The organism is Mesorhizobium sp. WSM4887 (assembly GCF_029625865.1).
In the GTDB taxonomy this organism is placed as follows: domain Bacteria; phylum Pseudomonadota; class Alphaproteobacteria; order Rhizobiales; family Rhizobiaceae; genus Mesorhizobium.
On record NZ_JARTVP010000001.1, the window covers coordinates 1,064,111 to 1,076,729 of the forward strand.

The 12,619-nt window shown below is 62.5% G+C and carries 7 protein-coding genes; 6 read left to right on the top strand and 1 reads right to left on the bottom strand.

Going from position 1 to position 12,619, the window contains the following annotated elements:
- Positions 1 to 104: 104 nt before the first annotated feature.
- From P9230_RS05025 to P9230_RS05050, 6 genes are all read left to right on the top strand, one after another.
- Complete coding sequence (locus P9230_RS05025) at positions 105 to 1,469, top strand: polysaccharide biosynthesis/export family protein (RefSeq protein ID WP_245475189.1); 1,365 nt, start codon at positions 105 to 107, stop codon at positions 1,467 to 1,469.
- A gap of 27 nt (positions 1,470 to 1,496) precedes the next feature.
- Complete coding sequence (locus tag P9230_RS05030; RefSeq protein ID WP_278117682.1) at positions 1,497 to 3,680, top strand: type I secretion system permease/ATPase; 2,184 nt, start codon at positions 1,497 to 1,499, stop codon at positions 3,678 to 3,680.
- Between the two features lie 26 nt (positions 3,681 to 3,706).
- Positions 3,707 to 5,026: an HlyD family type I secretion periplasmic adaptor subunit gene (locus P9230_RS05035; RefSeq protein ID WP_127241306.1), complete on the top strand. Its 1,320-nt coding sequence runs from the start codon at positions 3,707 to 3,709 to the stop codon at positions 5,024 to 5,026.
- A 60-nt stretch (positions 5,027 to 5,086) separates the two neighbouring features.
- Entirely contained in the window at positions 5,087 to 6,040 is a 954-nt protein-coding gene (locus P9230_RS05040; RefSeq protein ID WP_278117684.1) for a sulfotransferase, read from the top strand.
- Between the two features lie 72 nt (positions 6,041 to 6,112).
- Positions 6,113 to 7,618, top strand: coding sequence for a lipopolysaccharide biosynthesis protein (locus P9230_RS05045; RefSeq protein ID WP_278087315.1), 1,506 nt, complete (start codon positions 6,113 to 6,115; stop codon positions 7,616 to 7,618).
- Positions 7,619 to 7,769: 151 nt separating this feature from the next.
- Positions 7,770 to 12,182, top strand: coding sequence for a hypothetical protein (locus P9230_RS05050; protein WP_278117687.1), 4,413 nt, complete (start codon positions 7,770 to 7,772; stop codon positions 12,180 to 12,182).
- A 193-nt stretch (positions 12,183 to 12,375) separates the two neighbouring features.
- On the opposite strand, the gene P9230_RS05055 is transcribed toward P9230_RS05050, so the two are convergent.
- On the bottom strand, positions 12,376 to 12,618 hold the full coding sequence (locus tag P9230_RS05055; protein WP_082953725.1) for a hypothetical protein: 243 nt from the start codon (positions 12,616 to 12,618) through the stop codon (positions 12,376 to 12,378).
- Between the last annotated feature and the right edge of the window lies 1 nt (position 12,619).

The following is a 12,619-nucleotide window of genomic DNA, read 5'->3' on the forward strand; positions in this document are numbered from 1 at the left end:
GCAGGCTTACTTCTCGAACCATAGGAAGAACCTCCTGTCACGCGCCCGCCGGCGAATGTCGGCGGGTCTCGATGGCAGCAGGCTAGACAACCGGAGTACCGACGATGCGTATGCGTGTTGACCAGCAATTTCCTTCCAAGCCTCTGCGCATGAAGGACTGGTGCCGACGGCTAATTTCCAACTTCGAACCCGCGGTCGGCAGCATGCTCGCAATGATCGGCGGGCTTGCCGTTGCCATTGTACTGCTCACCGCAAGTGCATCGCGCGCAGATGGATACACCTTCGACACCGGTGACATCCTGCGTGTGTCCGTGATCGGCGAACAATCCTATCCGCTGGAGGTCGTGGTCGATGATCGGGGCTCGATCTCGCTGCCAATGTTGGGTGATATCAAAGCGCGCGGCCTGACCACCGTTGCCCTTTCGCAGGCCATCCAGCAAGCATTTCAGCAGCAGAAGCTGATCCTCCAGCCGTTCGTGAAAGTGGAGATCGGACAATACCGGCCATTTTTTATCTCCGGAACGGTGGCCCACCCTGGATCCTATCCGTTTCAACCCGGAATAACGGTTCGCCATGCACTCGCTATAGCAGGCGGGTTTCGCGCCAGCGCTGTGGGCAACACGGAGCCCGCCCTGGAAATAGCTGATCTGCGAAGCGCGCGCTCAAACCTGGCGCTTGAAGAATATCGCCTGAAGGTCCGTCTTGCCCGGCTCCAGGCGGAAAGTCGACTGGAAAAGTCCTTCGTCGCTCCTCCCGATTCGCCCGTCGAGTTTGGCGGGCAATTGATTGACGGCATCATCGCGTCCGAACAGCAGCAGCTGGACGCCCGCCTTGCCGCGTATCGGGATGACGTTTCCTACCTGGAGGCCTCGCTGGATCGGGCGAAGAAGGAAGCGGCCATGCTAGCCGCGGCCAGGCAAGAACGTGAAAAGACCGCGAACATCCAACTGCAAGAACTGCAGTCTGCCCGGTCTCTGCGGGAAAAGGGTTTGATAACGAACTCGAATGTGTTGACGGCGGAACGAGCACATACCAGCTATCGGGCTGAACTGGCGCAGACGGAATTGCAGCAGGAACAGGCGCAGCAGGCGATGCTGAACGCTGAAAGCGAGCTGCGAAAGAAGCACCAAAGTCACGAAATGGAATTGATCGGCCAGACCCAGGACGCGCAAGTTGAGCTCGGAAAAATCCAAAGTCAAATCAGATACGTGGCCGACAAGCTTCTCTTTATCTTCACTTACGGCGAACAGAGAACCTTCGACGACCTGCAGGGCTCGGTGAGGATTTCCATCTTCAGGCGCGACCAGAAGATCGCCCACGACATCGTCGCCGATCAAAACACGGAAGTGAGAGCCGGCGACGTCATCGAGGTTTCCGTCGTGGCCAACAAGGGGTTCTACGCTCCGGACTCTGGTATCTCTCCCAAAGTGCAAAATCCGGCCGTCCAGCGCAGCATGGTCGGCCAATAGAGCAGCAGAAATCTTCGGAATTTTGACGTGATCTTTGGCACAGCATTGACGGCCTTTGGAGCGCGTCCCCGCCGGGCGAATTTCCATGCCAAGACGAAGCAGCGGCCGCCAAAGCGCCCCCGCACAACTGCGCGCCGCAAGAAGTCGAGCAAGGCCCCGCGCCGCCGCCTCATCGTCCGACTTCCCGCTGCAATCCTGCTCCTCCTCGCCGCCGCGCTTGCGGGTGCGGAGTTTCTGCCACGCTTTGTTGATCTCGCCAGGGTTTCGCAGACGCGACCCTGGACGGACCTCGTGGCTGGCTGGCGCTATTTTTACGACCTGCAGGCCCTGCTGGCCGGTCCGGGCGCCCTCCAGGTTTTCGTGGCGGTCGCGGCCCTTGGTCTCCTCATGGCAGCCGTCCGCAGCGCAAGGCGGAGACGAAGAAGCGACTTGCCCGGCGCATTCGCGAACGCCGGCGCCCCGTCCCCGACCAAGGAACCGGCGCCCGGCTCCGAACTGGCCAGTGCGTTGCGTTCCTGCAAGGCAGCCTTCGCGGGCGTTGCAGTTTTCAGCGGCGTGAGCAACGTCCTCATGCTGACCGGCGCAATGTTCATGTTGGAGGTCTACGACAGGGTGCTGCCGAGCCGCAGCGTCCCCACTCTGATCGCCATGGCAATACTGGCCGGCGTTCTGTTTGCCGGGCAGGCGGTCATCGACCTCGTGCGCGGCCGCATCATGAACCGGATCGGTGCTGAGTTGGACGAAGCGGTTGGGGGACGCGTATTCACCGCCGTTTCGAGGTTGCCCCTGTACATCGGCCAGCAGGGAGATGGATTGCAGCCGCAACGCGATCTCGACAACATCCGTACTTTTCTGTCGAGTGCCGGGCCTGGCACCCTGTTCGATCTTCCCTGGCTGCCCTTCTATCTGGCGATCATCTGGAGCCTTCATCCGACCCTCGGGACAACCGCCGCTTGCGGCGCGTTGGTGCTGGTGACGCTGACGGTCGCGACGGAGATCCTCACGCGCAGACCGATGGGCGCCGCGGTTCAAAGCAGCGTGAGGCGCAACAGCTTGGCCGAGGCCAGCCGCCGCAACGCGGAGGTGCTTCAGGCGATGGGCATGGGCAGGCGCCTGCACGACCACTGGCGCGAAGCGAGCCGCGAACATCTTGCGCTGCAACAGCGTGTCAGCGACATCGTTGGCGGTTTCGGCAGTTTCGCTCGCGCGTTGCGACTGATGCTTCAGTCGGCGATGCTGGGTGTGGGCGCCTGGCTTGTGATCGAGGGCGAGGCGACCTCCGGGATCATCATCGCCGGCTCCATCCTTGTAGGCCGTGCGCTGGCGCCCGTCGATCTTGCCATCGCCCATTGGCGCAACTTCGTCGGGGCGCGACAGAGCTGGAGCAGGCTGAGCAAATTGCTCGCCCGGTTGCCGCAGGACGCTAAACCGATGGCGCTTCCGGTGCCCGGGTCGAAGTTGACTGTGGAGCGCATCGCGATCGGTGCGCCGGGCGCGCAACGCATCATCGTGCAAGGTGTGGAATTCAGCCTGGATGCCGGCTCGGTGCTAGGCATCATAGGACCAAGCGGTTCCGGCAAATCGAGTCTGGTTCGCGGGCTGGTCGGCGCATGGCGACCGTTGGCGGGCCGTATCAAGCTGGACGGTGCCGCTCTCGACCAGTGGTCGTCGGAGCGGCTGGGCCGCTACATAGGCTACCTTCCGCAAGACGTCGAACTGTTCGCGGGAACGGTTGCCGACAATATCGCGCGCTTCGATCCCGGGCCGGACCCGCAGGCCATTGTCGCAGCCGCCCGCGCCGCGGGCGTCCACGAGCTCATCATCGGTCTCCCCAATGGCTACGAGACGCAGATCGGAGAGGGCGGAGCCGCGCTTTCAGCCGGCCAGCGTCAGCGCATTGCGCTGGCGCGCGCGCTCTATGGCGATCCGTTCCTGGTGGTCCTCGACGAACCCAACTCCAATCTCGATGCCGAAGGTGAAATGGCGCTTGCCGCGGCCATCCTCGCAATCAAGGCCCGCGGCGGCATCTTAGCGATCGTGGCGCATCGGCCGAACATTCTCAGCACAGTGGATTTCCTGCTCGTGATGAAAGAAGGCCAGACGCAGATGTTCGGCACCAGGGAAAGCGTTCTGTCGACACTCTTGCCCGCGCCACAGACCGTGACCGCAGGCCTGCAGCCGGTTTTCAAGCTCACTCCGACACCGCGTTGATGGCTGACCCGGATTGGAATGGGGAAATGACAGCTGCCCTTTCGAACGTGTCGCTTTTGAACCGACGGTCGATCCGTCGCAATCTGCTGGGCGGCACGACCATCGTCGCATTGCTCGTCGGCGGAATGGGAGTCTGGGCCGGGACGGTGGATATTTCGGGAGCGGTGATTTCGCACGGCACGGTGGTCGTCGACAGCAGCGAAAAGAAGGTTCAACACCCGACCGGCGGTGTGGTCGGCAAGATTTTTGTGCGCGACGGCGACCGCGTCAGGGCCGGAGACGTTCTGGTCCAGCTCAGCGACACCGTTCCGCGTGCCAGCCTGGCCTACGTGACGAAGAACCTGGATGAGCTCTATGCGCGAAAATCCCGGCTCGAGGCCGAGCGTGACGGCAGCGAGCGCATCACGCTTGCTCCGATGCTTGTCGCGAGAATGAACGACCCTGAGATAGCTGCCACGGTGGCGAGCGAACAGCGGCTGTTCGAGCTTCGTCGAACCGAGGTGTCTGGCAACAAGGCGCGCCTGCGCGAACGCATCGAGCAGTTCGGGAAGCAGATCGAAGGCTATTCGGCGCAGGAATCGGCAAAGACGAAGGAGATCAAGCTGATCAACGACGAGCTCGTCGACATACGCAGTCTTGTCGAAATGAAACTCACCCTCAAATCGAAGCTGACCGAATATGAACGTGAGGCGACGCGCATCGAGGGTGAACGGGCGCAACTTGTGTCGAGCATTGCGCAGGCAAAGGGAGCGATCGCCGAAATCGAGCTGCAGATCCTGCAGTTGGACAAGGAGTTTTCCAGCGAGACCGGGAGCGATCTGCGCGATGTCGAGGCCAAAATCGCCGAGTTCGAGGAGCGCAAGGTCGCCGCCGAGGACCAGCTGTCGCGCATCGATATTCGCGCCCCCGCCAGCGGCACGGTCCATCAATCGGCAGTCCATACCGTTGGCGGCGTGATCGGCGCGGGGGATCCGATCATGCTGATCGTGCCCGACACCGATGCTCTCGCGGTCGAGGTAAAGGCCGCACCCCAGGACATCGATCAGCTCTCGATCGGTCAGCGCGCGCTTCTTCGCTTCACGGCTTTCAACGTCCACACCACGCCCGAAACGGAAGGTATGGTCTCCATGATCGCGGCAGACGTGACGCGCGATCAGCATACCAACGAAATCTACTACACGGTACGCATCACCCCCGACCCCCACGAGCTGAAGAAGCTTGGAGCGCTCTCGCTGGCGCCCGGCATGCCGGTGGAAGCGTTCGTACGGACTGGCGACCGCAAGGTGCTCTCATACCTGATGAAGCCTTTGACGGACCAGATGATGCGTGCGTTCAGAGACCAGTAGCATCGCAGCTATCGTGCGCATCCGTGCATCCTGGTTGACCTTTAGCGATAGGGGCTTGTCATGACGACAGCAGAGTTGAAACCTCCGATTTTTCTGATTGGCAACTACCGGTCGGGCACCACCATCACGCAGAAATTGATCGGGCTGCACCCGGATGTCGTCACCTGGTACGAGCCAAAAACATTATGGCTCTATGCCGATCCGGCGCGGCGGCATGACGAATTTGTCAAAGCCGACGCCAGCGAGAAGGTCGTGCGCTACATTCGCAACCGGTTCCTCGACTATCAGCTGCGAAACGGCAACCGGCAAATCATGGAAAATACGCCCGCCAATGTCTTGCGCGTGCCATTTATCCACCAGATATTCCCAGAAGCTATATTTCTATATATTACAAGGAATCCGTTCTCCTATATAAGCTCCATGGAACTTAAGTGGCAGCGCGCAAAAAGTTTCAAAGGTCTTCTGCGACTATTGAAAGAAACGCCGGCCACGCAAGTCCATTACTACGTGGGAGACGTTGTAAAGCAGATAGTCGCCAAGAGGATACTACACAGAAAATACACGTCGATCTACGGACCGCGCTACAAGGGAATAGATCGGGATTTGCAGGAGCATCAAAAATTGACAGTGATCGCGCGCCAGTGGGCGCGCGGCAATCGAATGGCCCGAGAGGATCTCGCCAGGCTGGGCGAAGGCCGCGTGCTGTCGTTTCGCTATGAGGATCTGATACAGGATCCCGAGTTGGTCTTGCGCCCTATCTATGAACATTGCGGGCTGCATTGCTCTGACGACATCCTTCGCGTGGCGAAGGAGATGATCGATCCCGGCCGCCAGCAGAAGTGGCTGCGCCTGGATGCGAACGAACTGGCGGCGATCATCCCCGAGGTGCGGGATGAGATGGGATTCTACCGCTACGAGATCCCCCCGTCCCTTCTCGTCGGGCATGGCTCGCGGCCCACGCGGGCGCCGTTGGCGTTTCAGCATGGCCATCCGAATATCCCCTCCCCCCGCTGAGCGGTTCCGGGGAGATGCATGGCCGCCCTTCTTTGGTCGGTCGAGTAAGCAAGGCGGCATGTGGAGATTGGCGTGAGCGACATCCGGCGCGGGCTGGCAAAACGCAGTGTCGTAGGCATGTTCTGGACGGGCCTGTCCATGGGCGCCTTGGCGGTTGCCGAGCTTGTCGCCCTCGTCCTCCTGGCCCGGTTGCTCTCGCCCAACGAGTTCGGTCTCTACTCCGCGGCACTGATCGTCATCAAGTTTTCGGCCATCTTCCAGGGCCTTGGCATCACGCCTGCGATCGTGCAGCGACCTGTACTGGAGGAGCGGCATCTCCGGGTCGGATATACCCTGTCGCTCTTCCTTGGGCTTACCGTAACCGCTCTGGTATGGGCGTTGGCACCCGCTATTGCCGGTCTTCTTCGCCTGCCCGAGCTCACTCCGATCGTGCGTGCGGTCTGCTTCATCTTTCTTTTCCAAGGAGCCTCCATGGTGGCGCTGGCCTCGGCCCAGCGTGCCTTGCGGTTCCGTTGGCTCGCGCTTGTCGACGCGGTCGCTTTCGCCATCGGCTACGTGGTCGTCGGTCCAGTGCTGGCTTGGCTCGGCTTCGGTATCTGGGCACTTGTCGCAGCGATCCTGGTCCAGCAGTTGTTCCGCACGATCGTGCTGCTCGTCGGCCAGCGGCACCCGATGCGGCCGTTGCTCGAGCGGAGCGCGATTTTCGAACTGCTCTATTTTGGCGGCGGCTTCACCATTGCGCGGGTGTGCAACTACCTTGCCACTCAGGTGGACAGGCTTGTCGTGGGCCGCTATCTCGGCGCCGATGCGCTCGGTGTCTACGGTTTGTCGTCCCAACTCATGACCACTCCGGCGGTGATCGTCGGCCAGGTTCTCGATCGCGTGCTGTTCCCCACCATGGCGCTGGTCCAGGAAGAGCCCGTCAGGCTTGCGCGCGCCTATCGCAGCGCGGTCGCCGGTTGCAGCCTGCTTGTCCTGCCGGCCAGCGTGGTGGTGGCGATCGTCGCGCCCGAATTGGTTCGGGTCATTCTCGGACGGGGCTGGGAAGGCGTGGTCGGCCCGCTCCAGATCCTGGCGTTCAGCATGCTGTTCCGCACGAGCTACAAGCTTAGCGACTCCGTCTCGCGGGCAACCGGAACGGTTTACGCCCGGGCCTGGCGCCAGGCTGTTTTCACCGTCGGTGTCTGCATCGGAGCCTTCACAGGGCAATTCTGGGGCGTGGAAGGGGTGGCGTTTGGTGTCGGCCTGGCATTCGGGGCAAATTTCTTTCTCATGGCGCAGCTGAGTCTCCGCGTGACCGGGATGACGTGGGCGAATTTCTTCCTTGCGCACCTGCCTGGCGTCGCGCTCGCCGGCGTTGTCGGAACCGGTATCTGGGCATTCGTGGACTGGCTTCGCGCCCTCCATCTATCGCCTCTTCCGCTGCTCATCGATACGGCATTGCTGGCCTCTGTGGGGGGCTTGCTGTTGTGCTGGCTCCTGCCGTCGCTGTTCCTTGGGCGGGAAGGCCTGTCACTGTTGCGCCTGCTCGCGGCAGTCGTGCCCGCATGGCCAAGACTGAGGCAGGCAACAGACTGATCAGCGGCGGAACTCGAGGTCAGTTCCCAGGATCACGTTCTTCACGCGCAACGACGCCATCGCCTTGCTCGATCATGGGCTCAGCCTGACGCCCGATCGGGCACCGGGAGATTCCGTCGTTGCGGAGGAAATTTACGAGAGGAGACCGACTATGGCTGAACTATTCGAAGCGCGGCTGGCGGCCGCGGGCGATGATGTCGAGGAGAAAGGTTCCGGCTCGATTTCGACCAATGTCGACGATCTGGAACTGGGCTTTGCCAGCACGACCCGCCAGACGGTCGGCCTACGCTTCACCGGCGTCGATATCCCGCAAGGCGCGATCATCACCAGCGCCTACATCCAGTTCCAGGCCAATGAGGTGAAGACCGGCGCAACCTCGCTGCTGATCAAGGGCCAGGACACCGACGACGCAAGCGCCTTCACCAGCACCAGCTTCAATGTATCGTCACGGGCAACGACCGACGCGTCGGCGACTTGGACGCCGGCCCCGTGGACCACGGTGGGCGAGCAGGCCCTGGCCGAGCGCACGCCCGACCTGACGGCTATCGTCCAGGAGATCGTCAGCCGCTCGGGCTGGGCGGCGGTCAACGATATGGCGTTCCTGATCACCGGCACCGGCACGCGCACAGCCGATTCCTACGAGTACAATCCGACCAGCGCGCCGCTGCTGCACATCGAATATGTCTTGCCCGGATCCGGAAGTCCGGTGGCCTTCAACACGCCTGCCGATGCCGATCCCACTGCCAACCAGATCGCCGAGCTCGCCGCGGCGGGAGCGCCGACCGGGATCACCGCTTCGGCCACGGATCCCGACGCCGGCGCGACCGTCACCTACAGCCTCAACGACTCGCGTTTCGACATCAATGCCAATACCGGCGTCATCACGCGCTCGGGCACAGGCACGCTCGACTTCGAAACCCAGTCGTCCATCAATCCGACGGTGACGGCAATCTCTTCCGACGGCAGCACCGCCACCACGAGCTTCACCCTCGATGTCCTCGACAGCCCGGAGCCGATCGCGTTCAACACGCCGCCGGATGCCAACACCGCGGCCAACCAGATCGGCCAGAACGCTGCCGCCGGCACCGCCGTCGGCATCACCGCTTCGGCCACGGATCCCGATGCCGGCTCGACGGTCGCCTACACGATCGACGACACGCGGTTTGCTATCAGTTCCAGCACCGGCGTCATCACGCGATCAGGTACCGGCACGCTCAACGCCCAGTCCGAGCCGTCTGTGAACCTCACCGTCACCGCCACCTCGTCGGACGGGAGCGTCGTCACGCACCCCTTCACCGTCGCCGTCACAGCCGGCCAACAGCCTGTGGCCTTCAACACTCCGCCCGACTCCAACCCCGGTGCCAACCAGATCGCCGAGCTCGCCGCGGCGGGAGCACCCACGGGCATCACCGCTTCGGCCACCGATCCCGATGCCGGCTCGACGGTCACCTATAGCCTCAACGACACGCGCTTCGCCATTGATGCCAATACCGGCGTCATCACGCGCTCGGGCACAGGCACGCTCGACTTCGAAACCCAGTCGTCGATCGACCTGACGGTGGCGGCAACCTCTTCCGACGGCAGCACGGCCAACAAGGTCTTCACCCTCGCCGTCCTCGACAGCCCGGAACCGGTTGCGTTCAACACGCCGCCCGATGCCAACACCGCGGCCAACCAGATCGGCCAGAACGCTGCCGCCGGTACTGCCGTCGGCATCACCGCTTCGGCCACGGATCCCGATGCCGGCTCGACGGTCACCTACAGTCTCAACGACCCGCGCTTTGCCATCAATCCCAGCACCGGTGTCATAACACGCTCGAGCACCGGCACGCTCAACGCCCAGTCCGAGCCGACGGTTGCGCTCACGGTCACCGCGACCTCGTCGGACGGCAGCACCAACACCCACGCCTTCAATGTTGACGTCACCGGCGGCAGCACGCCTGGGACTTTCGAGGCCAGGGTGGCGGCCGCAGGCGACGATGTCGAGGAGAAAGGTTCCGGCTCGATTTCGAGCAACGTCAGTGATCTGGAACTGGGCTTTGACGGCTCTACCCGCCAGACGGTCGGTCTCCGCTTCACCGGTATCGATATCCCGCAAGGCGCGATCATCACCAGCGCCTACATCCAGTTCCAGGCCAACGAGGTGAAGACCGGCGCGGCCTCGCTGCTGATCAAGGGCCAGGACACCGACGACGCAAGCGCCTTCACCAGCACCAGCTTCAATGTATCGTCACGGGCAACGACCGACGCGTCGGCGACTTGGACGCCGGCCCCGTGGACCACGGTGGGCGAGCACGTCCAGGCCGAGCGCACGCCAGACCTCACGGCTATCGTCCAGGAGATCGTCAGCCGCTCGGGCTGGGCGGCGCTCAACGACATGGCCTTCCTGATCACCGGCACCGGCACGCGCACCGCCGATTCCTACGAATACAATCCCGCCAGCGCGCCGCTGCTGCACATCGAATATGTCTTGCCGGGATCCGGAAGTCCGGTGGCCTTCAACACTCCGCCCGACTCCAACCCCGGCGCCAACCAGATCGCCGAGCTCGCCGCGGCGGGAGCACCCACCGGGATCACAGCTTCGGCCACCGATCCCGATGCCGGCGCGACCGTCACCTACAGCATCAACGATGCACGCTTCGCCATCAATTCCAATACCGGCGTCATCACGCGCTCGGGCACAGGCACGCTCGACTTCGAAACCCAGTCGTCCATCAATCTGACGGTGACGGCAACCTCTTCCGACGGCAGCACCGCCACCAAGAGCTTCACCCTCGGTGTCCTCGACAGCCCGGAGCCGATCGCGTTCAACACGCCGCCGGATGCCAACTCCGGGGCCAACCAGATCGGCCAGAACGCTGCCGCCGGCACTGCCGTCGGCATCACCGCTTCGGCCACGGATCCCGATGCCGGCTCGACAGTCACCTACACGATCGACGACTCGCGCTTTGCCATCAATTCCAGCACCGGGGTCGTCACGCGCTCGGGCACCGGCACGCTCAACGCCCAGTCCGAACCGACGATCAATCTCCAGGTGACAGCGACGTCGTCCGATGGCAGCAGCGCCACGAGCACCTTCACTGTCAGCGTCACGGCCGGCCAACAGCCCGTGGCCTTCAACACTCCGCCCGACTCCAACTCCGGCGCCAACCAGATCGCCGAGCTCGCCGCGGCGGGGGCACCGACAGGGATCACCGCTTCGGCCTCGGATCCCGATGCTGGGTCGACGGTCACCTACAGCATCAACGACACGCGCTTTGCCATCAATTCCAGCACCGGTGTCATCACGCGTTCGGGCACAGGCACGCTCGACTTCGAGACCCAGTCGTCCATCAACCTGACGGTGACGGCGACCTCCTCCGACGGCAGCACCGCCAACAAGAGCTTCACCCTCGCCGTCCTCGACAGCCCCGAACCGATCGCGTTCAACACGCCGCCCGATGCCAACTCCGGGGCCAACCAGATCGGCCAGAATGCCGCCGCCGGCACTGCCGTCGGCATCACCGCCTCGGCCAAGGATCCCGATGCCGGCTCGACGGTCACCTACACGATCGACGACTCGCGCTTTGCCATCAATTCCAGCACCGGCGTCATCACGCGATCGAGCAGCGGCACGCTCAACGCTCAGTCCGAACCGACGATCGATCTCCACGTGACAGCCACCTCGTCCGACGGCAGCATCGCCACGCACACCTTCACCGTCGGCGTCACCGCCACCCAGTTGCCGACATCCGTGACCTTGGCGCACACCATTCTGACTTCGCAGTGGTCACCGCCGAGCCCCGACCCGACCGATATCGTCTATATCTCCCATCTCGGCAAGCTGCTGGTGACCGATAGTGAGGTGGAGGAGATGTCGATTTTCACCGGCAAGAATCTCTTCCAGATGAATCTGAACGGCACCCTGACGGGCACGCTCACCACCATCAATTTCTCCGATGAGCCGGCCGGGGTCACCTATAATCCGGCGAACCACCATCTCTTCTTCTCGGACGATACCGGCACGAAGAGCGTCTACGAGTTGAACCCGGGCAACGATGGGCTTTACAACACCTCCGACGATATCGTGACCTCGTTCAGGACCGCCGCGTTCGGCAGTACGGATGCGGAGAGTATTGCCTACGACACAAACCGCGGCGTGCTCTATCTCGAGGATGGCACAACCCATAGGATTTACACCATCGCTCCGGGCCAGAACGGCAGATTCGACGGCGTCCCAAGCACGGGGGGCGATGATGTCGTGACGAGTTTTTCTGAAGAGGCGCTCGGAACCCCTTCTGACGGGGGCATCGCGTATGATCCGGTCCACGACCTGCTTTATGTCATCGTGTCACGCACCTCCGTGGCAATGGTGACGCCAACCGGGGATCTGCTGGGCACACTCGACATCTCCGCCGCCAACGCGAAAAAGCCGGCGGGACTTGCCCTGGCGCCGAGCAGCGACGATCCGAGCCACCAAATGAGCCTCTATGTCGTCGATCGCGGCGTGGACAACGACTCGAATCCGACCGAGAACGACGGCAAGATCTATGAATTCCATTTGAACGATTGGCTGCTCGCCTGATCTGACAGGAACGATTTACGCTTGCGCCAACCCGGTCGCCGCCAACAAACAAAATACCCCGACCGCGGCGTGCCGCCAGCGATCGGGGTATCAAAATTGAAGCAAAGACGCGAAAGCGCGCCGCCGGGATCCATTTCCCCGCGACGCGCTTTTGGTTCTCAAAACGCTGCTTCAGCGACCCTGACGGTCAACCTTACGACTGGCCGGGAGGACCAATGTGAATATGATTGTTGTCGCCCCAGCCGTTGCCCGGGCGTGTTCCTCCCGATTTGGCGATCGCTCTGGAGTTCAGGCTGGTGCCGAGCAGAACCGTTATGGCCGGTGGAGTCACCGCCGCAAAACGCCCTGCCTTCTTGAGAAAGTCCCGGCGCGCCTGAGCCTCTGAAACGAGGACTTCCTGCGTCCTTTCCGAGCGTTTCGTGCTTTCGGTTGGCATG

Bases quoted from the DNA above. Each gene is read 5' to 3' on its own strand.
- P9230_RS05025 (WP_245475189.1), top strand. From the start codon at position 105: ATGCGTATGCGTGTTGACCAGCAATTTCCTTCCAAGCCTCTGCGCATG.
- P9230_RS05035 (WP_127241306.1), top strand. From the start codon at position 3,707: ATGACAGCTGCCCTTTCGAACGTGTCGCTTTTGAACCGACGGTCGATC.
- P9230_RS05040 (WP_278117684.1), top strand. From the start codon at position 5,087: ATGACGACAGCAGAGTTGAAACCTCCGATTTTTCTGATTGGCAACTAC.
- P9230_RS05050 (WP_278117687.1), top strand. From the start codon at position 7,770: ATGGCTGAACTATTCGAAGCGCGGCTGGCGGCCGCGGGCGATGATGTC.
- P9230_RS05055 (WP_082953725.1), bottom strand. From the start codon at position 12,618: ATGCCAACCGAAAGCACGAAACGCTCGGAAAGGACGCAGGAAGTCCTC.